This is a genomic window from Entomohabitans teleogrylli (genome assembly GCF_001484765.1).
GTDB lineage: Bacteria > Pseudomonadota > Gammaproteobacteria > Enterobacterales > Enterobacteriaceae > Entomohabitans > Entomohabitans teleogrylli.
This window is the reverse complement of record NZ_LLXO01000014.1, coordinates 44,516-68,787: the sequence shown is the minus strand read 5'-3', so window position 1 is coordinate 68,787 and position 24,272 is coordinate 44,516. Positions and strand designations below refer to the sequence as shown.

General features: G+C 55.5%; 25 protein-coding genes and 1 pseudogene. 12 read left to right on the top strand and 14 right to left on the bottom strand.

What is annotated here, in order from left to right:
• Positions 1-141: 141 nt before the first annotated feature.
• The 5 genes from manX (at position 142) to mntP (ending at position 4,295) form a co-directional block, all read left to right on the top strand.
• Complete coding sequence (manX, locus tag AQ981_RS16875; RefSeq protein WP_058912912.1) at positions 142-1,110, top strand: PTS mannose transporter subunit IIAB; 969 nt, start codon at positions 142-144, stop codon at positions 1,108-1,110.
• A gap of 53 nt (positions 1,111-1,163) precedes the next feature.
• Positions 1,164-1,967, top strand: a complete 804-nt coding sequence (locus tag AQ981_RS16870; protein ID WP_058912911.1) for a PTS mannose/fructose/sorbose transporter subunit IIC — start codon at positions 1,164-1,166, stop codon at positions 1,965-1,967.
• Positions 1,968-1,979: 12 nt separating this feature from the next.
• Positions 1,980-2,828 carry a PTS mannose transporter subunit IID gene (locus tag AQ981_RS16865; protein WP_058913027.1) on the top strand — a complete coding sequence of 283 codons (849 nt, stop codon included), beginning with the start codon at positions 1,980-1,982 and terminating at the stop codon, positions 2,826-2,828.
• A 60-nt stretch (positions 2,829-2,888) separates the two neighbouring features.
• Positions 2,889-3,347 carry a DUF986 family protein gene (locus tag AQ981_RS16860; RefSeq protein WP_058912910.1) on the top strand — a complete coding sequence of 153 codons (459 nt, stop codon included), beginning with the start codon at positions 2,889-2,891 and terminating at the stop codon, positions 3,345-3,347.
• A 381-nt stretch (positions 3,348-3,728) separates the two neighbouring features.
• Entirely contained in the window at positions 3,729-4,295 is a 567-nt protein-coding gene (mntP, locus tag AQ981_RS16855; protein WP_058912909.1) for a manganese efflux pump MntP, read from the top strand.
• Here the strand turns inward: mntP and rlmA are convergent.
• The 7 genes from rlmA to mgrB all read right to left on the bottom strand — a co-directional run bounded on the left by rlmA (position 4,292) and on the right by mgrB (position 9,570).
• Positions 4,292-5,107 carry a 23S rRNA (guanine(745)-N(1))-methyltransferase gene (gene rlmA / locus AQ981_RS16850; RefSeq protein ID WP_058912908.1) on the bottom strand — a complete coding sequence of 272 codons (816 nt, stop codon included), beginning with the start codon at positions 5,105-5,107 and terminating at the stop codon, positions 4,292-4,294. The two genes, mntP and rlmA, sit on opposite strands and share 4 nt — an antisense overlap.
• 93 nt (positions 5,108-5,200) lie before the next feature.
• Positions 5,201-6,946 (bottom strand): peptidoglycan glycosyltransferase FtsI, encoded by a 1,746-nt coding sequence (ftsI, locus tag AQ981_RS16845; RefSeq protein ID WP_058912907.1) that lies wholly within the window; start codon positions 6,944-6,946, stop codon positions 5,201-5,203.
• Positions 6,947-7,162: 216 nt separating this feature from the next.
• Entirely contained in the window at positions 7,163-7,372 is a 210-nt protein-coding gene (gene cspE, locus AQ981_RS16840) for a transcription antiterminator/RNA stability regulator CspE (RefSeq protein WP_001062678.1), read from the bottom strand.
• 12 nt (positions 7,373-7,384) lie between these two features.
• Positions 7,385-7,528: a DUF2627 domain-containing protein gene (locus AQ981_RS26225; protein WP_071608927.1), complete on the bottom strand. Its 144-nt coding sequence runs from the start codon at positions 7,526-7,528 to the stop codon at positions 7,385-7,387.
• A 518-nt stretch (positions 7,529-8,046) separates the two neighbouring features.
• Positions 8,047-9,045: an MBL fold metallo-hydrolase gene (locus AQ981_RS16835; protein ID WP_058912906.1), complete on the bottom strand. Its 999-nt coding sequence runs from the start codon at positions 9,043-9,045 to the stop codon at positions 8,047-8,049.
• A gap of 32 nt (positions 9,046-9,077) precedes the next feature.
• Positions 9,078-9,365 (bottom strand): YebO family protein, encoded by a 288-nt coding sequence (locus AQ981_RS16830; protein ID WP_058912905.1) that lies wholly within the window; start codon positions 9,363-9,365, stop codon positions 9,078-9,080.
• Positions 9,366-9,426: 61 nt separating this feature from the next.
• The gene (gene mgrB / locus AQ981_RS16825) at positions 9,427-9,570 is read right to left on the bottom strand and encodes a PhoP/PhoQ regulatory lipoprotein MgrB (RefSeq protein ID WP_058912904.1); all 144 of its coding nucleotides are present in this window, start codon (positions 9,568-9,570) and stop codon (positions 9,427-9,429) included.
• A gap of 161 nt (positions 9,571-9,731) precedes the next feature.
• On the opposite strand from mgrB, the gene AQ981_RS16820 reads away from it, so the two are divergent.
• Positions 9,732-9,971, top strand: a complete 240-nt coding sequence (locus AQ981_RS16820; protein WP_058912903.1) for a YobH family protein — start codon at positions 9,732-9,734, stop codon at positions 9,969-9,971.
• 41 nt (positions 9,972-10,012) lie between these two features.
• On the opposite strand, the gene kdgR is transcribed toward AQ981_RS16820, so the two are convergent.
• Positions 10,013-10,804, bottom strand: coding sequence for a DNA-binding transcriptional regulator KdgR (kdgR, locus tag AQ981_RS16815; RefSeq protein ID WP_058912902.1), 792 nt, complete (start codon positions 10,802-10,804; stop codon positions 10,013-10,015).
• 176 nt (positions 10,805-10,980) lie between these two features.
• Here kdgR and AQ981_RS16810 point away from each other — a divergent pair, with 176 nt between their 5' ends.
• Positions 10,981-12,357, top strand: a complete 1,377-nt coding sequence (locus tag AQ981_RS16810) for an MFS transporter (RefSeq protein ID WP_058912901.1) — start codon at positions 10,981-10,983, stop codon at positions 12,355-12,357.
• A gap of 54 nt (positions 12,358-12,411) precedes the next feature.
• On the opposite strand, the gene htpX is transcribed toward AQ981_RS16810, so the two are convergent.
• The 4 genes and pseudogenes from htpX to AQ981_RS16790 all read right to left on the bottom strand — a co-directional run bounded on the left by htpX (position 12,412) and on the right by AQ981_RS16790 (position 16,840).
• Entirely contained in the window at positions 12,412-13,293 is an 882-nt protein-coding gene (htpX, locus tag AQ981_RS16805; protein ID WP_058912900.1) for a protease HtpX, read from the bottom strand.
• A gap of 193 nt (positions 13,294-13,486) precedes the next feature.
• Positions 13,487-15,541: a carboxy terminal-processing peptidase gene (gene prc, locus AQ981_RS16800; RefSeq protein WP_058912899.1), complete on the bottom strand. Its 2,055-nt coding sequence runs from the start codon at positions 15,539-15,541 to the stop codon at positions 13,487-13,489.
• A gap of 19 nt (positions 15,542-15,560) precedes the next feature.
• Positions 15,561-16,246: pseudogene (gene proQ / locus AQ981_RS16795) on the bottom strand (RNA chaperone ProQ).
• 96 nt (positions 16,247-16,342) lie between these two features.
• On the bottom strand, positions 16,343-16,840 hold the full coding sequence (locus AQ981_RS16790; protein ID WP_058912898.1) for a GAF domain-containing protein: 498 nt from the start codon (positions 16,838-16,840) through the stop codon (positions 16,343-16,345).
• A gap of 125 nt (positions 16,841-16,965) precedes the next feature.
• On the opposite strand from AQ981_RS16790, the gene yebS reads away from it, so the two are divergent.
• The 5 genes from yebS (at position 16,966) to AQ981_RS16765 (ending at position 23,029) form a co-directional block, all read left to right on the top strand.
• The gene (gene yebS, locus AQ981_RS16785; protein WP_058912897.1) at positions 16,966-18,249 is read left to right on the top strand and encodes a membrane integrity lipid transport subunit YebS; all 1,284 of its coding nucleotides are present in this window, start codon (positions 16,966-16,968) and stop codon (positions 18,247-18,249) included.
• Positions 18,218-20,851, top strand: a complete 2,634-nt coding sequence (locus AQ981_RS16780; RefSeq protein ID WP_058912896.1) for a PqiB family protein — start codon at positions 18,218-18,220, stop codon at positions 20,849-20,851. Before yebS ends, AQ981_RS16780 begins: the two co-directional genes overlap by 32 nt.
• 147 nt (positions 20,852-20,998) lie before the next feature.
• On the top strand, positions 20,999-22,378 hold the full coding sequence (rsmF, locus tag AQ981_RS16775) for a 16S rRNA (cytosine(1407)-C(5))-methyltransferase RsmF (RefSeq protein ID WP_249226333.1): 1,380 nt from the start codon (positions 20,999-21,001) through the stop codon (positions 22,376-22,378).
• Positions 22,379-22,493: 115 nt separating this feature from the next.
• Positions 22,494-22,733, top strand: coding sequence for a DUF1480 family protein (locus AQ981_RS16770; RefSeq protein WP_058912895.1), 240 nt, complete (start codon positions 22,494-22,496; stop codon positions 22,731-22,733).
• Positions 22,734-22,837: 104 nt separating this feature from the next.
• Complete coding sequence (locus AQ981_RS16765; RefSeq protein WP_058912894.1) at positions 22,838-23,029, top strand: YdfD/YebW family protein; 192 nt, start codon at positions 22,838-22,840, stop codon at positions 23,027-23,029.
• A gap of 2 nt (positions 23,030-23,031) precedes the next feature.
• Here AQ981_RS16765 and AQ981_RS16760 read toward each other — a convergent pair whose 3' ends face one another.
• Together AQ981_RS16760 and AQ981_RS16755 are read right to left on the bottom strand one after the other, a co-directional pair.
• A complete protein-coding gene (locus tag AQ981_RS16760) occupies positions 23,032-23,673 on the bottom strand; it encodes a metallophosphoesterase (protein ID WP_058912893.1) in 642 nt (213 codons plus the stop codon).
• Between the two features lie 31 nt (positions 23,674-23,704).
• Positions 23,705-24,244 (bottom strand): GNAT family N-acetyltransferase, encoded by a 540-nt coding sequence (locus AQ981_RS16755; protein WP_071608924.1) that lies wholly within the window; start codon positions 24,242-24,244, stop codon positions 23,705-23,707.
• Between the last annotated feature and the right edge of the window lie 28 nt (positions 24,245-24,272).

The window sequence follows — 24,272 nt, the reverse complement described above, 5'->3', positions numbered from 1 at the left end:
ATAAATTATTTTTTCACTGTCTAAAATAAATCGCGAAGAGTGGGATTTTTCGCAACCCTGAAAAATCTGAATCGATTCACCAGATACAGATTCGCATGCGCACTCGCCTGAGTGCGTTAATGACACAACAGGAGGTAGCAAGTGACCATTGCTATTGTCATAGGCACCCATGGCTGGGCAGCAGAGCAGTTGCTGAAAACGGCCGAGATGCTGTTGGGCGAGCAGGAAAACGTGGGCTGGATAGATTTTGTTCCGGGTGAAAATGCTGAAACCCTGATCGAAAAATATAACGCTCAGTTAGAAAAGCTTGATACCAGCAAGGGCGTGCTGTTTCTCGTCGACACCTGGGGAGGCAGCCCGTTCAACGCCGCCAGCCGTATTGTCGTCGATAAAGAGCACTATGAAGTTATCGCCGGCGTGAATATTCCGATGCTGGTTGAAACGTTGATGGCGCGGGACGATAACCCGACATTCGACGAGCTGGTAAGTCTGGCAGTGGAGACCGGCCGCGAAGGCGTGAAAGCGCTGAAAGCGCAGCCCGTTGAAAAACCCGCTCCCGCCGCACCGGTTGCCGCGCCAAAAGCTCAGGCTTCCGCCCGCCCGATGGCTGCCAACGACTACATGGTGATCGGCCTGGCGCGTATCGATGACCGCCTGATTCACGGCCAGGTCGCTACCCGCTGGACTAAAGAGACTAACGTTAAACGCATTATCGTCGTCAGTGATGAAGTGGCTGCCGATACAGTACGTAAAACGCTGCTGACTCAGGTTGCCCCGCCGGGCGTTACCGCCCATGTGGTGGATGTGGCGAAGATGATCCGCGTCTACAACAACCCGAAATATGCCGGCGAACGCGTTATGTTGCTGTTCACCAACCCGACAGACGTTGAACGGCTTGTCGAAGGCGGCGTGAAAATTACCTCGGTTAACATCGGCGGTATGGCTTTCCGTCAGGGTAAAACGCAGGTTAACAATGCGGTGTCGGTAGACGAAAAAGATATCGAAGCGTTTAACAAACTCAATGCGCGCGGTATCGAACTGGAAGTACGTAAAGTCTCCAACGACCCTAAACTGAAAATGATGGATTTAATCAGCAAAGTGGGTAAATAACCCCCCTTGCTCAGATTTCACACTTAGTCTGACTATGTCATAGGAGAAGTACAATGGAGATTACCTTTCTTCAGATTGTGCTGGTGTTTATCGTCGCCTGTATCGCGGGTATGGAATCGATACTCGATGAATTTCAGTGCCACCGTCCGCTGGTTGCCTGTACGCTGATTGGTATCGTTCTTGGCGATATGGAAAAAGGGATCATCATCGGTGGTACCCTGGAAATGATCGCCCTGGGCTGGATGAACATCGGCGCCGCCGTTGCGCCTGACGCCGCGCTGGCATCAATTATTTCCACCATTCTGGTCATTGCCGGTAACCAGAGCATCGGCGCCGGTATTGCGCTGGCGATTCCGCTGGCGGCAGCCGGTCAGGTATTGACCATTATCGTACGTACCATCACCGTGGGCTTCCAGCACGCGGCGGATAAGGCGGCCGAAAACGGCAACCTCACCGCCCTGTCGTGGATCCACGTGTCATCCCTGTTCCTGCAGGCGATGCGTATCGCTATCCCGGCCGTTATCGTCGCCATTTCTGTCGGCACCAGCGAAGTTCAGAACATGCTGAACGCCATTCCAGAAGTCATCACCACCGGTCTGAATATCGCAGGCGGCATGATCGTGGTCGTCGGTTACGCGATGGTGATTAACATGATGCGTGCTGGCTATCTGATGCCGTTCTTCTACCTGGGCTTCGTTACCGCTGCTTTCACCAACTTCAACCTGGTGGCGCTGGGTGTGATTGGCGCCGTAATGGCCATCCTCTACATTCAGTTGAGCCCGAAATACAACCGTTCCGCCGCAGGTGCCGCTCCACAGGCCGCTGGTGCTAACGATCTCGACAACGAACTGGATTAATAGGTGAGCGAAATGGTTGATACAACGACTCCTACTGCAAAAAAACTGACTCCGGGCGATATTCGCGGCGTGTTCCTGCGCTCGAATCTGTTCCAGGGATCATGGAACTTCGAGCGTATGCAGGCGCTGGGCTTCTGCTTCTCAATGGTGCCGGCAATCCGCCGCCTGTATCCGGAAAACAACGAAGAGCGTCGCCAGGCGATTAAGCGTCACCTGGAGTTCTTCAACACCCATCCCTACGTGGCGGCGCCGGTTCTCGGCGTGACCCTGGCGATGGAAGAACAGCGCGCCAACGGCGCAGAGATCGACGATGGTGCGATTAACGGTATCAAAGTAGGTCTGATGGGGCCGCTGGCCGGTGTCGGCGACCCGATTTTCTGGGGTACCGTGCGCCCGGTATTCGCCGCCCTCGGCGCCGGTATCGCCATGAGCGGTAGCCTGCTGGGTCCGCTGCTGTTCTTCATCCTCTTTAACGTTGTGCGTCTGCTGACCCGTTACTACGGCGTGGCCTACGGCTACCGTAAAGGGGTGGACATCGTCCAGGATATGGGCGGCGGCTTCCTGCAGAAACTGACGGAAGGGGCGTCGATCCTCGGTCTGTTTGTTATGGGGGCGCTGGTTAACAAGTGGACCCATGTTAACATCCCGATGGTGGTGTCGCGCATTACTGACCAGACCGGCAAAGAGCAGGTCACCACGGTACAGACCATCCTGGATCAGTTGATGCCGGGTCTGGTGCCGCTGCTGTTGACTTTCGCCTGTATGTGGCTGCTGCGCAAGAAAGTAAACCCGCTGTGGATCATCCTTGGCTTCTTTGTCATCGGTATCGTCGGTTACGCTATTGGTCTTCTGGGGCCGTAGTCGGTAAGTGACCAACAGCCGGGGGCCATTGCTCCCGGCTTTTTTATTTCAGGAGTATTCATGACCTTAACAGATGGCATTCTGGTTCTGCTGATCGTTCTACTGCTGCTCTGGGCGCTGTACGATGAGGTTATTCAGGATAAGCGCAAAGGCAAAACGCTGCTCAAAATCCCCCTGCTGCGCCGTAACCGCGTGGATTACGCCATCTTTATCGGATTGATCGCCATCCTGGTGTACCAGAATGTCACCCGCCAGGGACCGACTCACACCACCTGGTTGCTGGGCACACTGGCGCTGATCGCTATATATCTTGGCTGGCTGCGGCAACCCAAAATATGGTTCAAAACTCAGGGTTTTTTCTATGCCAATGCCTGGATTGACTACCAGAGAATAAAAGCCATCAACTTGTCAGAAGATGGCGTATTAGTCATCCAGCTTGAACAACGGCGCCTGCTGATACGGGTCAGAAATATTGACGACCTGGAGAGGATTTATAAACTTCTCATTTCCCGTCAATGAGTTACAAATAAGAAAATTCACACATCCCACGCGGGGGAAATATCAGCAATAAAATAGCCTTTGCTATATTCCCCCGCCCTCTTGTCTTATTTTCAGCTTAAAATTCACCCATAAAAAACAATGAAAATCGTTATCATTTAAGATCTAAAAAATATGATCGCATTTATTGTGTTTAGCAAAAAAAATATGTTAAGGTGGCGCCGTCATTTGGGGAGTAGCTAATTTTCACTACGGTGAGAATGCACGTGTCAACATACTCGTTGCAAAACGTGGCGCGTGCGGGCAGATAGCATGTTCTGTCAGGCGAGACCATAGGCACATCGGCTGCTGATACTGGGGGTAGCGGGTGTGTATATGGAATTCCCCGGTCAGGATCTTCAGATGAACTTATCCGCCACTCTTCTGCTTGCCTTCGGTATGTCGATGGATGCTTTCGCCGCTTCTATCGGGAAAGGCGCCACGCTGCATAAACCACGGTTTTCCGAAGCCTTACGTACCGGACTGATTTTCGGTGTTATTGAAGCCATTACCCCGCTGATTGGCTGGGGGCTCGGTATGCTCGCCAGCAAAGTCGTACTCCAGTGGAATCACTGGATCGCTTTTGGTCTGCTGCTGTTTCTCGGTATCCGTATGATTGTCGAAGGTCTGCGTACCGATAATGAGCAAGACGCTGAGCCAGTGCGCCGACATGGGTTCTGGCTGCTGGTGACCACCGCGATCGCCACCAGCCTTGACGCCATGGCGGTTGGGGTCGGTCTGGCGTTTCTTAACGTCAACATCATCCAGACAGCGCTGGCTATCGGCTGCGCCACCATGATCATGTCGACCCTTGGCATGATGATCGGGCGTTTTATCGGCCCACTGCTCGGCAAGCGCGCCGAAATTCTCGGCGGCCTGGTACTGATAGGTATTGGTTGCCAGATCCTCTGGAGCAGCTTTAGCGGTTAAAGCGCCTTGCGCCACACCCGAACATTGAAATCCGCTTCGCAATCAAACGTCGTTTGCCCGGCCAGATGCTGCCACACTTCGGGTTTTGCCCGCCAGGCAAACGGCGTCATCTGTAGTAGCGCAACGGCGTCCTGCCCGGACAGCGCCATGGGATAATTTAACGTTGACGCCTCTTCAGGGGTGAAGCCGTCAAGGGTTTGCGAATCGCTGTCGTGCAATTTCACCTGAGGATAAATCAGCGCCTTAAACTGCGCCAGATGACGCGGCCCCGGGGTAACGGTAATGACCACCCCCTGCTCCTGCACCACCCGATACAGTTCCGCGGCATGACAGGGCGCGTAGATCCGCGTCACCGCGGCGAAGGCGCTATCGGAATACGGGAGCCGCTGGCTGGACGCCACGCAAAACACCGCCTGCGAATAGCGCTTCGCCGCCAGGCGGATAGCCACTTTCGATACATCCAGCCCATAGCAAAGCCGCCCCTGCTCAGCCGCCGCCTCAGCCAGAGTCGCGGTGTAATAACCTTCGCCGCAGCCGATGTCCAGCACATCTCCCGCAACCTGCGACAGTTGCTGCCGCAGTCGCTGTGTCACCGCTTCACGCAGCGGCTGATAGTAACCTTTTTCCAGAAACGCCCGCCGCGCGAGGATCATTTCGCTGTTATCCCCCGGCTCCCGGGAACGTTTATGCTGCACGGGCAACAGATTAACATACCCCTCTTTGGCAATATCAAACTGGTGTCCCTGCGGGCAGTTCCACGTACGATGTTGCTGGGTAAGGCCCTGATGGCATAACGGACAAAGATAAGACATGACCACTCCGGCTGGCGAATAAAGGCGGCAAGTTTAGCGCTAATTGGCGCCGGAGCCAACGCGTCGTCGACCAGATGCCGCAACAAGCCCGGCTCACGACAGGGGAACGCCCTTCGCAGCGGAGCGCAGTCGCACCAGGCTATCGGCCCCGGGGGCGATACCGTCTGGCGCAATATTTTCCAGCCGCAGCACCTGTCCCATGATCTCGCTGAACACCGGTGCCGCTACCGCTCCGCCATAATAATCGCCGTTATCAGGATCGTTGATCATAACCACCAGCGCGAAACGCGGTCGGCTGGCCGGCGCCACCCCCGCCGTCCAGGCAAGGTATTTATCTACATAGCGGCCGTCCGGGCCTATTTTCTTCGCCGTTCCGGTCTTCACCGCCACCCGATAATCGCGCACCGCCGCTTTAATACCTCCGCCTCCCGGCAGCGCGACGCTTTCCATCATATGCTCGACCTGATGAGCGATCCGCTCAGGCATGACCCTGCGGCCAACCACCGGCGGATCAACCCGGGTAATCGACAACGGGCGCGCCAGGCCAAAACTGCCTATCGTGGCATAGGCGTGCGCCAGTTGGAGCGGCGTGACCATCAGTCCATAGCCGAAGGAAAATGTCGCCCGATCGAGCGCGCTCCAGTAACGCCGCTGCGGTAGCCGTCCGGCGCTTTCACCGTTGAGCCCAGCGGCGGCCGGAGTACCGAAACCGAAGGATTGGTAGGTCTGTCGCAAGGCCTGCACCGGCATCGCCAGAGATAAACGCGAAACGCCAGTATCGCTGGATTTCTGCAAAATACCGGTCAGCGTCAGACGCGGATAGTAACCGACATCGCGTATGCGGTGTCCATCCACCCGATAAGGATGGGTATCCACCACGCTGTCCGGTTCAACGATGCCCTGCCGCAGAGCCGTCATGATCACCAGCGGTTTAACCGTCGAACCAGGTTCGAAGGTGTCGCTGATTGCCCGGTTACGGAAATCCTCCGGCCTCGCGCCGCTGCGGTTATTGGGGTTATATGACGGATAGCTGGCCATAGCGAGAATTTCTCCACTGCCAACGTCGATCAATACCGCCGCGCCGGACCTGGCCTTATTCCAGCACACCGCATTGCCTAACGCCTCTTCAGTGATAGTTTGCAGACGTTTATCAATACTGAGAATAATATTCTGCCCCGGAGAGGAGGACCGTCGGGTGATATTTTCCACCACCTGCCCATAGCGGTCTTTACGCACCCACCGCTCCCCGGGGGTGCCGGTCAATTGGGTATCAAAACTCTTTTCAATCCCCTCAATTCCCCGACCATCGATATTAGTGAAACCGATCAGGTTCGCCGCCACATGACCGGATGGATAAAAACGCCGGGATTCGACGCGCAGATAAATCCCGGGCAAATTGAGTTTAGCGATGTATTCCGCCTGTAGTGGATCCAGTTGCCGGGCCAGGTAGACGAAACGCTCGTGCGGGTTATGCCCGATTCTGGCGGCGATCCCGGAAAGCGCAATGTGCAATGTGTCCGCCAGCGCCTGCCAGTGCCGGGTGACGCGCACGCCGCCTTTTTCCATCACCACCTGCGGATCGGCCCAGATTGCGTCTACCGGTACGCTGACGGCCAGCGGCAAGCCATTACGGTCCTCAATCATGCCGCGCGCTACCGGAATTGGTTCTGCGCGTACCGAACGCCGGTCTTCTTCTTTGACCAGGGGGGCCGGCGCAATAATCTGCAGCCATGCCACTCTGGCCAGTAATAGCAGCAGACTGAATAATATCGCCGCCCACAGCAGCCCAAAACGCCAGTTAACAAAATTACTTACAGAAACGGAGGCGGGATATTTCACAGCCACTCCCTGAGAGATACGATGATGATGCAGATTAAACCGGAAATGACACCATCAAGGGGAGTGACAGTGCTTCAACTGTAATGGCTTTGCAACAAGAGGCGACATCGGGGCCAAAGCGGCAACACTTTGAAATAGAATACAAAAAGCCCCGCATTATGCGAGGCTTTTACTGCATCAGACGTGCGCGCAGCGCAGCAGTCTGGCAACAGGGGATCAGATTGCGGTTACGTTAACAGCAGCCGGGCCTTTCTGGCCATCCTGAATTTCGAACTCAACGTTCTGGCCTTCAGCCAGAGTTTTGAAACCGTTACCCTGAATTGCGGAGAAGTGCACGAACACGTCTTTGCTACCGTCAGCAGGCGTAATAAAACCAAAACCTTTAGACTCGTTGAACCACTTAACTTGACCTTTAATCTTTGCCATTTGCAAAATTCCTTAGAGTGTTTTCTTTGCCCGCAGGCATAACTGAGATGAAACAGAGACATTACTGCTTGAGGCACTAATATAAGGTTCGGCAGAGAAGCTGTATTCAACGACAACGTGTTTACTCGGGACTTCTATACTGAAAATGCCACACATAGACAGAACTGTACCTCGTTTAACCCAAAAAGTGTTATCACATACAACGTAAACAATGGCAAGCCATTTTTAAGTATGATTAGATCTGCCGCACAGAATCCTTAGCACATCTGTCCGAACTGCAAATTTATTCACAGCCCGCGCCGCATTGCGGCCATAACCAGAGCTCATATTTTCACGCTAACAGCAAGAAAATACTTACCTTTTTGAACATAGACCAAAGCGCCCCCCTCGTCCAGCCAGGAAGATAAAAAAAGCTTAAACATTATATATCCTAATGTTTAACTACCAGAAGCGGCACGCTTTCTGTTGCGCAACGGCGCATTTTCGCGCAAAAGCTAAGAATGTCTGAAAAACGAAACCCAGCCGCAGAAAACTGTGGAAAATGCACCAAAATAATGAAGCTTTAATGACAGTGCATCAAAACGATGCATAACTCAGGGTTGTTGAAATAATATGGCAATGGTTTTTATATTCCCGGGAATATTAACTCTGGCGGGCATTTTTATTAAGCATTATCATTTTTTGTCTAAACGGATAAATTCGCCGATTTTGATCGGCGAGAACCTGGTGCCCTCTTCCCCGGCATTGCGCAAAGCTGCATTCAACTCAAAAACCGGCGCGTCAAGCGACTCATCCGCCAGTTCAAAAACGCCCCAGTGAATGGGAACCGCCAGGGGTCGCCCTATTCCCTGCCACAGTCTGACGGCATTCTGGGGATCGATATGATGAGTAGACATGAACCAGCGCGGCGCATAAGCGCCAATCGGCAGCGCCGCCGCGTCCAGCGGCCCAACGCGACGGGGAATCTCCAGTAGTTCCGGCATCCAGGCGGTATCGCCGGAAAACCAGAAACGCTGGTTATCGCTTTCAATTACCCACCCGCACCACAGGCTACGATTACGATCCCAGGGGGTGCGCATGCTCCAGTGCCGGGCGGGAACACAAGTCAGGGTTAACCCTCGCCAGCGAACACTCTGCCACCAGTCGAGTTCAAAAACGTTTTTCATCCCACGTTGCACAAACCAGCGCTTTAAACCCAGCGGTACAAAAATTTGCATCTCCGCGCAGCGATGGCGCAGGCGACGCAGCGTTCGGCTATCCAGGTGATCGTAATGATTATGAGAGATAACGACAGCGTCCGGCAGCGCCTCAGGGCAGGAAAGATCCAGCGCAACCGGCGTTTTACGTTCAGGACCATAAAAAGAAAACGGGGAAGCGCGACGGGAAAATACCGGATCGGTGAGGAGTGTAATGCCGTTAAGCCGCAGCATCAGCGCGGCATGCCCCAGCCACCAGACGCCATCACCCTGGTGACTAAGATCGGCCGGTTGCCACCAGTTTTCAATAAACTGCGCATAGCCGCCCTGCGGAGGAGCGGGCAATTTCTGCTCCCGACGCTCGCGATGCCAGCGCCGGGCATCACCCGGCCCGTGCTGCCCGGGCTCAAAATTGGCGAAGCCTTGCGGACGATGATGCGCCAGTAGTGGATTATACCAGGGGTTTTTCCAGCCCACGATGACTCCAGGGTCGCTAAACAAACGCGGATTCAGCGCTCCGCCACCAGCCTTACCAGACCATCTTCGTCATCAGCGTCGCCGGCGCTCACCCGCTCCGCCGCTGGCTCGTCCTCTGGCTCATTGGCTTCACACAGGCGCCGCAGTAATACGGTTTGTCTTTTTTGCTGATCCAGCAAGGCTTCCAGCAATTCAATCTGCTCACTGGCCCGGACGCTGGCGCGGTTTACAAAAAACCAGACCACCAGTCCAACCACCAGCACAGCCAGAGAAATAACCAGAGAAACGAGATTTATCGTACCAGGCATCAATTCGTTCATCATACCACCTCAATAAAAACCCTATTCTACCACCAGCGATGACCTGATAGCAGTGGCGTCATTACCAGGGGATAAATTTATTGATGGTACAAATACCATTAAAAAACTGAACGTCCTGATCGCACATCACATTCAACATTTGCGTCCACAGCAGCAGGCAGATGATCAACACGACAATCAGCAACACCCATCGGTATTTTCTCACTACACACTCCGTTCGCCAGAATATTGACCGCAGACTACCAGCAGTTTCCTAAACCGGAAATCACTACAGCGATCATTTGGCCATCCAGGAATCATCATATTGCCAGCCGACAAGAGGATTGCCACACTGGCAGGTATCTTCAACCCGTTTAAGAGGGCACTATGCGTTTGATTATCCGTCTCATTATGATCGTGGCGTTAATCTGGATTGGCCTGCTGTTGAGCGGTTATGGCGTTCTGATTGGCAGCCAGCAAAACGCCGGCGGTTTTGGTCTGCAGTGTAAATACCTGACCGCGCGGGATGTCGTTACTACGCAATATCTGCACATCGACAGCGGCATTGTCGGGACGCCGGATTGCCCGATTTTACGTAAAACCAGTAAGACGATTGATAACGGTTAACAGCGGCGCCGCAGGCCCGGGCCTGCGGCATACTGTCGATATCAGAAAGGATAGTCGTGATAACCCATTTGGGAAGAGATCGTCCGCGCCGCATTATGCAGCATACTGACATACTCGTGCAGCTTATCTTCTGAAAAGCGCAGGGTCGGGAAAGAGATACTCAAGCCGGCAATCACCACGCCGAAACGATCGAACACCGGCACGGCGATACAGCGCAGCCCTTCTTCCTGTTCTTCATTATCTTCACCAAAACCCTGCTCGCGAACCTTGTCCAGCACCGGCAGCAGTTCTTCTGTGCTGGCCAGCGTACGGGCGGTACTACGGGTAAACTCAACGTGAGAAAGAATCTCTTTCACCTCTTCGCGATCGCGCCACGCCAGCAGGACTTTACCTATCGCGGTACTGTGCAGCGGGTTGCGGCGCCCGATGCGTGAATACATACGCAGGTTATACATAGAATCAATTTTATGGATGTAAACAATGCTGTCTTCATCCAGCGCCCCAAGGTGAATCGTCTCTTTGGTCAGGCGGGAGAGTTCACGCATCTGGATATCCGCGCTGCGGATCAGATCGACGTTTTGCAGCGCCCGGGCGCCCAGCTCAAACAGTTTGAGGGTCAGAGAATACTTTTCCGACTCCCCTTCCTGGGCGACATAGCCCAAGGATTTCATGGTTTGCAGGAAGCGATACACGGTGCTTTTAGACATCATGACGCGCTGCGACAACTCGGTAATACCTATTTCACGTTCTTCGCCCAGCGCCTGAAGAATACCAAAGACCTTCAGGACCGAAGACACCGAGTCGGGTTGTTTATCCAGATCTGCAACAGCCATTCATCACCTCGATCGCATGTGTTTTATAAAAATCAGAACTGGTTTTTATTATAATTTGACCGCCGATCTACCGCAATGCATCTCTGCGATTTCGTTACAGATCTGCGAACTGTAGCGGGTCCCGGCGTGCTAAAATCACTGCCTGAATAATAATCAACTGAAGACAATTTTTGTTTATGGCACAGACTTATGCTGATGGTTTACCGGTTCCGCGCCGTTACGGGGCGATATTAACTATCGTCCTCGGGCTGGCGATTTCGGTGCTTGACGGCGCTATCGCCAATGTCGCGCTACCAACCATTGCCAGCGATCTGCGCGCCAGTCCGGCACAATCGATTTGGGTGGTCAATGCCTATCAGATAGCGATTATTATCTCCCTGCTGCCGCTCTCTTTTCTCGGCGATATGGTCGGCTACCGGCGTATCTACCGCTATGGACTGGTGGTATTCATATTTACCTCGTTGTTCTGCGCCCTCAGCAGTTCACTGGAAATGCTCACCCTCGCCCGGGTACTGCAGGGGTTTGGCGGCGCCGCGCTGATGAGCGTCAACACCGCCCTGATCCGCCTGATCTACCCATATAAACACCTTGGCCGCGGCATGGGCATCAACTCCTTTGTGGTAGCAGTCTCATCCGCCGCCGGCCCGACGATAGCAGCAGCCATCCTGTCGCTCGCCTCCTGGCAGTGGCTATTTTTGATTAACGTGCCGATCGGCGCAGTGGCGCTGCTCCTGGCGTTACGCTATCTGCCGGAAAATCCGCCGCGTGCGACGGCTCAGCATTTCGATCTCCCCAGCGCTATCATGAACGCGTTAACCTTCGGCCTGTTGATTATTGCACTGAGCGGGTTCGCCCAGGGGCAACCGGTGGCGCTGGTGGCTGCGGAACTGGCTCTGTTGCTGGTTATCGGCTACTTTTTCGTGCGCCGCCAGCTGTCGCAGCCGGTTCCAATGCTGCCGCTCGATCTGCTGCGGATCCCGATTTTTTCGCTGTCGATCGGCACCTCGGTCTGCTCTTTTTGTGCCCAGATGCTGGCGCTGGTGGCATTGCCCTTTTTTCTCCAGAACACGCTGGGGCGCAGTGAGGTGGAAACCGGATTGCTGTTAACACCGTGGCCGCTGGCGACGATGGTCATGGCGCCGCTGGCGGGCTACCTGATTGAACGTATTCATGCCGGATTGCTGGGAGGTATCGGGCTTGGGGTGATGGCCTGCGGACTGTTTGCCCTCGCGCTACTGCCGCAGGCGCCACAGGACGCCGACATCATCTGGCGCATGGCGCTGTGCGGCGCGGGGTTCGGATTGTTTCAGTCTCCGAATAACCATACCATTGTCTCCAGCGCCCCCCGGGAACGCAGCGGCGGCGCCAGCGGTATGCTGGGTACCGCGCGGCTGACCGGCCAGAGCTGCGGCGCGGCGCTGGTGGCATTGATGTTTAACCTGTTTCCCGACGCCGGGACCCACGCTTCTCTGCTGCTGGCAGGAAGCTTTGCCACACTGGCCGCTGTGGTCAGTAGCCTGCGAATGACCCAGAAAACTGCTGGTCATCAGTAAATCACAGTCACAAAAAAGCCTGCGCGCGGCAGGCTTTTTTACCATTAACGCCAGTTACTTCAGATACTGACCGCTACGCAGCGCTTCAATACGCTTGTCCAACGGCGGGTGTGTCATGAACAGTTCGCTCAGGGACTTCGACTTACCGTTGATGCAGAACGCCATCATGCTGCTGGCTTCCTGCGGCTCATAACTGGTTTTCAGACGCTGTAGCGCGGCAATCATTTTTTCACGCCCGACCAGGTTCGCCGAGCCGGCATCGGCGTGGAATTCGCGGTAGCGCGAGAACCACATGGTGATAATGCTCGCCAGAATACCAAACACCAGCTCCAGAACGGTGGCGACCGCGAAGTAGATCAGCGGATTACCATTGCTGCTCTCTTCCCCGTCACGGTTGCCGGACAGAAATCCGGACGCAATCTGCGCAATAATACGGGAAATAAAGATCACAAAGGTGTTCACCACTCCCTGAATCAGGGTCATGGTGACCATATCTCCGTTAGAGATATGGCTGATCTCATGGGCAATGACCGCTTCCGCTTCGTCCTGGCTCATGTTCTGCAACAGGCCGGTACTCACCGCCACCAGCGATGCGTCACGACGGGCGCCGGTAGCAAATGCGTTAATATCCGGCGCGTGATAGATAGCCACCTGCGGCATACCGATACCGGCCTGCTGCGCCTGGTGGGCAACAGTATCCATCAACCAGCGCTCAGTGGCATTGCGCGGCTGTTCAATCACTTCACCACCCACAGAGCGCAGCGCCATCCACTTCGACATTAATAAGGAGACGATTGACCCACCAAAACCAAACAGCAGGGCCATAATCAGGAGCCCCTGAACGCTACTGGACTGGATTCCCGTCAGGCTTAGCACCAGCCCGAAAACGACCATTACCGCAAGGTTGGTCAGCAGGAAAAGACCGATTCGCATCATAATTTTCTTTTTACCTCGGTTTAACAAAATGCGTTATGCAACCCTTCACATCGTAGGGGCGCGGCGGCTATTTTCAAGCATTCGCGCCACCCAAGTGACTAAAAAAACATAACTTTACATTTTGTAGCATTTGGCTGACGGATCAGTAACGCAGATAAAAAAACAGGCACAATTTCTTGTGCCTGGGAAGAGATTATTTGACGGGGGCCGGCTGCTCCGCCGGACGGGCGCTTTCCATATGCGCCAGGTCGAGGGCGATATGGACCGTTTCATCCAGATAGGGATCCGGCTCCTGGTAATCTTTGGGCAGATCTTCCAGTTTCTTCAACGCCGGCTTCCCTTCACGCTTAAGACGATCGTTAATCCGCCCCAGGCGAGTCGCATCCTCCTCCTGGTTCTCTTTTTCCCGCTGGGCAAGGTTCAGAGAGATGATATTACGCTTGTCTTTCATCGCGTTATAGCGCTCGATATCTTTCACGATGTACTGGAACTCGGCATCTTTCGCTATACGATCCTGATGCTGTTTCAGTAACTGGGGTTCGAAAGGCTTCAGATCGCCGCTCTTCACATAACTGGCGGCGTTGATGCTGTCCCACGGCAGCGCGTTATCTTCATATTTTTCACCGGTTTCCACATCCTGAGTGCCGGTCGGCATCACGATATCCGGCGTAACGCCTTTACGCTGGGTACTGCCGCCATTGATACGATAGAATTTCTGAATGGTATATTGCACCGATCCCAGCGCCGGCCATTCCGGGCGCAGCATCTGATCGTAAATGCGGTTCAGAGAGCGGTACTGCTGTACCGTACCTTTACCAAATGTCGGTTCCCCGACCACCAGCGCGCGGCCATAATCCTGCATTGCCGCGGCAAAAATTTCCGACGCCGAGGCGCTGAAGCGGTCCACCAGCACCACCAGAGGGCCTTTGTAATACACTACGCCGTCGGTGTCGCTGTCTTCACGAACTTTGCCGTTATTATCCCGCACCTGCACTACCGGGCCGCTGGGAATAAACAGGCCGGAAAGCGATACCGCTTCGGTCAGCGCGCCGCCGCCGTTAGTACGCAGATCGATAATAACGCTGCTGACATTCTGTTTTTCCAGTTTCTGCAACTGAACTTTGACATCATCTGTCAGACCGACATAGAAGCCCGGGATATCCAGCACCCCGACTTTCTCTTTGCCGACGTTTTTCACTGACATTTTCACCGCCCGGTCTTCAAGGCGAATACGCTCACGGGTCAGGGTGATAACACGCGTCTTCGCCCCTTTACCGGCCGGCAGGATCTCCAGGCGCACTTTGCTACCCTTCGGCCCTTTGATCAACGCCACCACATCATCCAGCCGCCAGCCGATCACATCCTGCATCTGCTGCCCGGTCTGGCCAACGCCAACAATGCGATCGCCAACGCTAATCGCTTTGCTCTTCGCCGCCGGACCGCCGGCGACCAGGGAGTTAATCACCGTGTAGTCGTCGTCCATCTGCAGCACCGCGCCAATCCCTTCCAGGGACAGACTCATTTCAGTATTGAACTGCTCGGTATTGCGCGGCGAAAGGTAGTTGGTATGGGGATCGATTTCCCGGGCAAAGGCGGTCATCGCCAGGGAGAAAACATCTTCGCTGTTGGTCTGCGCCAGACGGCGGATGGCAAACTTGTAGCGTTTGGTGAGGGTTTCGCGGATTTCCTTTTCTGTTTTACCGGTGAGCCGAAGGTTCAGCTCATCATATTTCACTTTACCGTCCCACAGCTTATTCAGCTCGTCTTCGCTGGCAGGCCACGGCGCTTTAGCGCGATCCAGGTTAAACGTTTCGTTGCCGGTGAAATCCATCGGCTTTTCCAGCACCTCCAGCGCATATTGATAGCGCTCAAAACGCCGCTTCTGGGCCAGATTGAACAAATCATAAAAGACATCCAGCTTCCCGGAGCGAAACTCATCTCCCAGCGTGCCTTTCTTTTTGGCGAACTGCTCGATATCGCTGGCCAGCAGCACATTGTGGCTGTAATCCAGCAGATTCAGGTAGCGATCGAATATTTTTGCCGAAAAGGCCTGATCGAGATCGAACTGGCGGTAGTGAGAACGTGTAAAACGGGAAGTAACCCGTTCACTCACCGTTGCGTGTTGAGGTTCTTCTTTAAGAACCGGAAGCTGGCTGGCGCTGGTGATGTTGATATTTTCTGCCGCCAGCGCGCTGCCAGCCATAACGAACAGGCTGGCGATAGCGGTAAGTCTTAAAAATTTGTTCATGCCCCGGTTGACCTCCGTTTCAGAACAAGAGATGTTCTGCGCGTACAATCATTGACATACCAGAAGCCAGCTGTACACGGACGCCATCTTTGGTAATTTCCTGAACGGTCGCATCCATGGCATTGTTACCCGCTTTCACTTTCAGCGCCTGACCGGGCGTCAGCGCGGAAATATCGGTAACCGGAGTATGACGTTCTTCGCGGACCGGGCGCTGGGCTTTTTCCACCGGCCGGGGGCGCGAGGTTTACGTACCGCATCGTCTGCGCGGCGCGGTTTGCGTTCGCGACGGCGGGTAGTCGCGCCCTGTTCATCGGTTTTCCCCTGCGCGGCAGCCGCTTCACGCTTTTTAGCCTGCTGTTCGGCACGCTGCGCCTGAACGCGGGCTTTGGCCTCTTCCAGCTGCTTGCGGGCATGCTCGACATGCTGCTCGTCCAGTTCACCGCACGGATTACCGTCGAGATCGACACGGGTTGCGCCAGGCTTGATGCCGTAAAGATAGCGCCAGCTTGACGTATAAAGACGTAATGCGGAACGAAGCTGGGTTTTACTGAGATTCAGTTCACCCTCAACACGCTCAACCAAATCCTGAAAAATGCCGATTTTCAGAGGACGTGCTTCGCCTTCGGCGCTGAAACAGCGTGGAAAACGCTCTGCCAGGAAGGCGATAACTTCTTTACTGCTATTCAACTTAGGTTGATTTTCCATGAAATTTCCTGATTACAACGGGTTTGCCAACGAGCCGCAGGCATGAACAGGCGACATTATAATGACGCCATCAGCAAATGCTACGTTAACCGTTGTTTATCCTGCGTCAGACGCAAAGAATTTTTTAAGATCACAACGCGCAAGCACGCTTTCCAGCTGTGAAACCAACGCGCGCAGCCCCTGCTCATCCTCAGCGTCGAAGCGGGCAAAAGCGGTACTGTCAATATCCAGAACCCCGATCGTTCGACCGCCCACGCGCAGCGGTAGTACAATTTCCGAATTGCTCGCCGCATCGCAAGCGATATGTCCGGCGAAGGCGTGAACATCCTCAACGCGCTGGACTTCGCCGCTGGCGACCGCGGTACCGCACACGCCTTTCCCGGTCGGAATACGCACGCAGGCAATCTTACCCTGAAATGGCCCGAGCACCAGCGTATCGCCTTCCAGAAGATAAAATCCCGCCCAGTTTACTTCGCTGAGGCGTTCAAACAACAGCGCGCTGGTATTCGCAAGTGTGGCCAGAAAACTGGTTTCTCCTGCCATTAATGCATCAAAATCGCGGTTCAGATCCGCGTAAAATTGTTTTTTGTTCATCGGTTAACCATAGGTTGTCTTACGTATACTGCACGTCACTAAAATAAACATTAAATGCTCTCCGGCTCAAGATTTATAAATTATGAGATAATATTCATTCAACATATTCACAGCTCGCAGGCACGATGGCACTAAAACCCAAATTTGCGCCCTCCGGCAAACCGCTCAGCATTCACCACATTGGATCATCGCTGCCTCATTCGCGCTATCAGCGCTGCCCGCAGTGCGACTTGCTGTTTCAGCTGCCGGCGGTGCTGCCGCACCAGAATGCCTGGTGTCCGCGCTGCAACGCCAAAGTGCATAATGGCCGCGACTGGTCTCTGACCCGTCTGGCGGCCATGGCGGTGACCATGCTACTGCTGATGCCCTTCGCCTGGGGAGAACCGCTACTCAAACTCTACCTGCTTGGCACCCATATTGACGCCAACCTGCTGCAGGGAATCTGGCAAATGACCCGCCAGGGCGATGTCCTGACAGCTTCGATGGTGTTGTTCTGCACGGTTGGCGCGCCGCTCACCCTGGTAGCGGCGATTGCATATCTGTGGCTGGGCAATATTCTTGGTATGAATTTACGCCCGGTACTGCTGATGCTCGAGCGTCTCAAAGAGTGGGTGATGCTGGACATCTACCTGGTCGGCATCGGCGTGGCGTCAATTAAAGTCAAAGAATTCGCGTTCCTTCAGCCGGGCATCGGCCTGCTCGCGTTTGCGGCGCTGACCATTCTCAGTATTCTGACGCTGATCCACCTTAACGTCGAACAACTCTGGGAGCGTTTTTACCCCCAGCGCCGCGCCAGCCAGCCGAGCAGCAGCCTGCGCGTCTGTCTGGGATGCCACTACACCGGCATTCCCGACGCCCGCGGACGCTGCCCGCGCTGCCATATTCCGCTGCGTCTGCGGCGCAATATGAGCATCCAGAAATCCTGGGCGGCGCTAATCGCCTCGCTGATTTTCCTGCTGCCGGCCAATCTGTTGCCGATATCAATCATCTACGTCAACGGCGTGCGCCAGGAGGACACTATCCTGTCGGGGATTATTTCGCTGGCCGACAGCAATGTCGCGGTGGCGGCGGTGGTGTTCTTCGCCAGTATTCTGGTGCCGTTCACTAAAGTGCTGGTGATGCTGACCCTGCTGCTCAGCGTGCGCTATAAATGCGAGCAGGGGCTGAAAACCCGAATTATTTTGTTACGTTTTATTACCTGGATTGGTCGCTGGTCGATGCTCGATTTGTTTGTCATCGCGCTGACAATGTCGCTTATCGATCGCGATCAACTGCTGGCATTTACCATGGGTCCTGCGGCGTTTTATTTCGGCGCCGCGGTGATCTTAACTATTCTTTCCGTGGAATGGCTGGACAGCCGCTTACTTTGGGACGCACATGAGTCAGGAAACGCCCGCTTCGCCGACTGAAGCGCGAATAAAAAACAAGCGCCGTATCTCTCCTTTCTGGCTGCTGCCGCTGATTGCGCTGTTTATTGCGCTGTGGCTCATCTGGAGCAACTGGGAGGAACGCGGCAGCACCGTCACCATCGACTTTATGTCCGCCGACGGCATTGTCGCCGGCCGCACGCCGGTCCGCTATCAGGGGGTGGAAGTTGGCACTGTGCAAAACATCCGCCTGAGTAAAGACCTGCGCAAAATCGAAGTCACCGCCAGCATTAAAAGAGATATGCAGGATGCGCTGCGCGCCGACACCCAGTTCTGGCTGGTCACGCCGAAAGCCTCCCTTGCCGGGGTTTCCGGGCTGGACGCGCTGGTCGGCGGTAACTACATCGGCATGATGCCGGGTCAGGGGGAACCCCAGGATCACTTTGTCGCCCTCGACAGCCAGCCCAAATATCGCCTCAATAACGGCGAGTTGATGATCCATCTTCACGCGCCGGACCTCGGCTCCCTGACGACGGGTTCACTGGTCTATTACCGGAAAATTCCGGTGGGCCGGGTCTATGACTACGCCATCAGCCCCAATAAACGCGGCGTCACCATCGACGTCCTGATCGAGCGCCGCTTTACCAGTCTGGTAAAAAAAGGTAGCCGCTTCTGGAACGTCTCAGGCGTTAAGGCTGACGTCAATCTCAGCGGCGCCCAGGTACAGCTGGAAAGCCTCAGCGCGCTGGTCAATGGCGCCATCGCCTTCGATTCGCCGGACGACTCCGCCGCGGCAAAGCAGGATGACGAGTTCGGTCTGTATGAGGATTTGGCCCACAGCCAGCGCGGGGTTATCGTCAAGCTCGATCTGCCCGGCGGCGAGGGACTGAAAGCCGGCAGCACCCCGCTGATGTATCAGGGGCTGGAGGTTGGTACTCTCACCAAACTCAATCTTAACCCCGGCGGCGCCGTTACTGGCGAGATGACTGTCGATCCTTCGGTGGTCAATTTACTGCGCAGCGGCACGCGGATTGAAATGCGCAGCCCGAAACTCTCACTCGATAACCCGAGCGTCAGTAGCCTGCTGACCGGTAGCACTTTTGAACTGGTGCCAGGCGAAGGCGAAACCCAAAATCACTTTACGATACTGCCAGCGGATAAAACGCCGCTCCAGCGCCCGGATGTGTTGACCCTGACGCTCAATGCACCGGAAAGTTATGGTATTGAAGGCGGCCAGCCGCTATTGATGTACGGGGTTAAAATCGGCCAGGTGCTGGAACGCAATCTGACCGCCAAAGGGGTGGATTTCGTGGTGGCCGTCGATGGCCGCTACCGCCACCTGGTACAGGGCGACAGTAAGTTTGTGGTGAACAGCCGCATTGACGTCAAAATGGGTCTCGACGGCGTTGAATTCCTCGGCGCCAGCGCCAGTGAATGGATTAATGGCGGGATCCGCGTACTGCCGGGCAAAAGCGGCGCCATGAAAAAATCGTACCCGCTGTACGGCAATCTGGATAAAGCGCTGGAGAATAATCCTGGCGAACTGCCGACCACCACCCTGACCCTGACGGCCGACGCGCTGCCGGATATCCAGGCCGGCTCTGTGGTGCTGTACCGTAAATTTGAAGTGGGCCAGATAATCAACGTCCAGCCGCGCGCTAACGCCTTCGATATTGATGTCCATATTAAGCCGGAATTTCGCAAGCTGCTGACCAGCGACAGCGTATTCTGGGCGGAAGGCGGCGCCCGGGTGCAGCTTAACGGCAGCGGGCTTACTGTCCAGGCATCCCCGCTTTCCCGGGCGCTGAAAGGGGCGATCAGCTTCGATAATTTATCCGGCGCCGGCGCCGGCCTGACCCGCGGCGACAAACGCATTCTGTTCCCGTCGGAAACCGCCGCGCGGGCGGTGGGTAGCCAGATTACGCTGCATATGTTCGACGCCGGCAAAGTGTCGGCCGGCATGCCCATCCGCTACCTGGGCATTGATATCGGCCAGATAGAATCCCTGAAATTGATCACCGAGCGTAATGAAGTCCAGGCTTCCGCGGTCCTGTATCCGGAGTACGTGTCAACCTTCGCCCGCGCCGGCACGCGTTTCTCGGTCATTACGCCGCAGATCTCCGCCGCCGGGGTGGAACACCTCGATACCATCCTCCAGCCGTACATCAACGTTGAGCCGGGTAAAGGCAAGGCGCGCCGCGATTTCGAGCTTCAGGAGGCGACAATCAGCGACTCCCGCTATCTCGACGGTCTGAGTATTGTGGTGGAGGTACCGGACGCCGGTTCGCTGGGTATCGGCACGCCGGTCTTGTTCCGCGGTATGGAGGTGGGGACGGTTACCGGTATGAACCTCGGCACCCTGTCCGACCGGGTGATGATTGCCCTGCGCATCAGTAAGCGTTATCAGGATCTGGTGCGCGAAAACAGCGTATTCTGGCTGGCTTCCGGCTATACGCTGGATTTCGGTCTCACCGGCGGCGTGGTGAAAACCGGCACCTTTAACCAGTTTATCCGCGGCGGTATCGCTTTTGCCACACCGCCCGGTACACCGCTGGCGCCGAAAGCGCAGCCCGGCAAGCACTTCCTGCTGCTGGAAAGCGAGCCGAAAGACTGGCGCCAGTGGGGAACCGCGCTGCCACGCTGATCCCCGCCCTGTTAACAGAAGCCCCGGTGCCGCAGCGGGGCTTCTGTGCTACACTTCGCGCCCGGTTTCTCTTTTCGGGATCATTTTGTGGCTACAACCTCCTCCCCCTGGCTACCTGAGTCGTTTCTGGATGTCATACGCGACACCATGCCTGACGCGCTCTCTATGGAGAGCTTTATTGATATCTGCCAGCGCCCGCTACGCCGCAGCATCCGCATTAATACCCTGAAAATCAGCGTGAGCGACTTTCTGGCCCTGGTGGAGCCTTACGGCTGGCAACTCACGCCGGTGCCGTGGTGCGAGGAAGGGTTCTGGATTGAGCGCGAACAGGAGGCCCGGTTTCCGCTTGGCAGTTGCGTCGAACATCTCAGCGGGCTGTTTTATATTCAGGAAGCCAGCTCTATGCTGCCGGTGAGCGCACTATTCGCCGCCGGCGAAACGCCACTGCGGATTATGGACATGGCGGCGGCGCCGGGTTCCAAAACCACGCAAATCGCCGCCCGCATGGGCAACCGCGGCGCGCTGCTGGCCAATGAATATTCCGCCAGCCGGGTCAAAGTGCTGCACGCCAATCTGAGCCGCTGCGGGGTGGCGAATGCCGCGCTGACCCATTTTGACGGGCGGGTATTCGGCGCCGCGTTACCGGAAAGTTTTGATGCCATCCTGCTGGATGCTCCCTGCTCCGGAGAAGGTGTGGTACGTAAAGATCCCGATGCGCTGCGCAACTGGTCGATGGAGAGTAATCTGGAGATTGCCGCCACCCAGCGCGAGCTCATCAATAGCGCGTTTCATGCTCTGCGCCCGGGGGGAATGCTTATCTATTCCACCTGTACCCTAAACCGCGAAGAAAACCAGCGCGTCTGCCAGTGGTTACTGGAGCAATATCCTGACGCCGTCGCCGTCGAGGCGCTGAGCGATCTGTTCCCCGGCGCCCGGGAAGCCGCAACCCGCGAAGGCTATCTGCACGTTTTTCCGCAGATTTTCGACAGCGAAGGGTTCTTTGTCGCCCGACTGCGCAAAACAAAATCCGTTCCTCCCCTTCCCGCGCTGCGCTTTAAGGCCGGCAATTTTCCGTTCACTCCCCTGACAGGCCGCGAGGCCGCAGTAGTGCAACAGGCCGCGCAGCAGTCTGGCCTGCACTGGTCGCAGGAAAGCCGCCTGTGGAAACGCGACAAAGAGCTGTGGCTGTTCCCGGCGCAGATGGAAGCGCTGTTCGGCAAAGTACGCTTTTCACGTATCGGCCTGAAACTGGCCGAAACCCACAACAAGGGCTACCGCTGGCAGCATGAAGCAATTATCGCCCTGGCGCCCGGCAATGGCCCGGTGACTTTTGCTCTCACGGCGCAGGAGGCCGAAACCTGGTATCACGGCCAGGATATCTATCCGCAGCTTCCGCCAGAGCGGGATGAAGTGATTGTCACCTGGCAGGGGCAGCCGCTCGGGCTGGCGAAACGTATTTCCGCCCGGCTCAAGAACAGCTACCCCCGGGAACTGGTGCGTGACGGTAAACTTTCCACCGAGGGTTAGCGGCGCGGACAAAAAATAATCGCAATTTATTTGGCACTTTTTGCAAAACCCTCCAGGATTAAAAGGTACGGCGCCACTGGTCGTACCACATCCACCCCCCCGGGAGAGTTTGTTTATGGCCAAAACCAACGTAAAAATCGGCATCTTTGAGATCGACGATGCCGAACTGCACCATGAAAATCACGGAAATCGAACGTTAAGCATTCCCTGTAAATCGGATCCCGATCTGTGTATGCAGCTTGATGCCTGGGATGACGATACCAGCATTCCTGCCGTCCTGAACGGCGAACACTCCGTCCTTTACCGTCACCGTTACGATAGCCAGTCCGATGCCTGGGTCATGCGTCTTGCATGATTCACTGAACCCGTCGAGCGAGGCGGGTTATTTAACATCACCATCCCGTAAATGCCGAACATCCTCTACAATAATGCCAGGGGAGAGATTTTTTGAGGCCGGGAATGTACGCGCTGGTGCTATTTATCTGTTATCTGGATGGCGGCTGCGATGATATCGCCATTGATATTTTTCACACTGAAGAGCAGTGCCTGGCGGCAATGAACGAACAGCGCCTGCGGCATGCCGGCTGCTACCCGATAGATGAGTTCATTGACGGATTCTGGCGACCGGCCCAGGAGTTCAGCGATTTCTGAAGTCAGCAAATCTGTATCAGTGTCAGGGTATTGCCAAATACCGCGCCAGTATCGATATAGTGTTGATTATAAAATTGCAGCGGCCGTTTCAGCGGCGTATGGCCGAACCAGAAGTGATCGGCGCCGTGGATCTTCTCCCCCTTGCCCTGCAAATTACGCATTAGCCGCGCCCGGCTCCACACCACTTGCCGCCAGTCCAACGGCTGCTGCCACGCATACCGGCTGGCCGGGTAGTCCGCATGAGCAATGATATGTATCCCCTGCGCCAGGCGCAGCTCAATAATCAGCGGCAGCCTCCGGCAGCGCCGTAACCGCTGCAGTGCCGCCTGACGCTGCTGCGCCGACAGCGCGTCAAACCACTCTCCGCCGTTTGCCCGCCATAGCTCCGCGCCATTTTCCAGGGCGTCAATCGCCATCTGCTCATGATTACCCTGTACGCTATAAAACCACGGTTTATCGAGCAGCGACAGGCAGCCAGGACTGTTATCGCCGCGGTCAATCAGATCGCCCACCGCGATAAGCAGATCCTGCCATGGGTCAAAATGCGCGTCGCGCAGCGAGCTTGCCAGCTGCGTCAGGCAACCATGCAGATCCCCCACCAGCCAGATATGCCGCCAGCGTTCGCCGTCCAGAGACTGATACATTCACCGCACCTCCCGTGAAGGAAAAGTATAGTCAGGCTGCGGAGGACGGTGGCTCTCTCAGATAAACCTGTACCGATTTCTGGCGATAATCCGCGAGATGGCTAAACCGGAATCCCAGTTTTTCGGCAAGGCGGATTGAGCGCAGATTTTGTTCATCAATAATGCAGCACAGGGGCGATCGCAGTTCGCTATCCGCCCATGCCAGCGCGGCGCTCATTGCCTCCCGGGCATAGCCCAGCCCCTGCGCTTCCGGGATCAGCGTCCAGCCTGCTTCCGGCCAGAGCAGTGCGGGAGCGATATCGCGGCCGGCATTTTGCAAACCCAGGCCGCCGATATTCTTTCCTGTCTCTTTTTCTTCGCAGGCCCAGTAGCCGTAACCCAACATCTGCCAGTGCCTGATATAACGTAACAGGCGACCCCAGCTCATTTCTCTGCTGTGCGGCTGACCATCGCCGATATGGCGCACCAGGCGCAGATCCTGCCAGCAGGCCGCCAGCGCCGGAAAATCCTCCATAGTCCAGGGGCGCAGTATCAAACGTGGAGTTTCAATGCGTGGAGCAATATGAATCACAGGCACTTCCTTATACAATCGGCGCCCG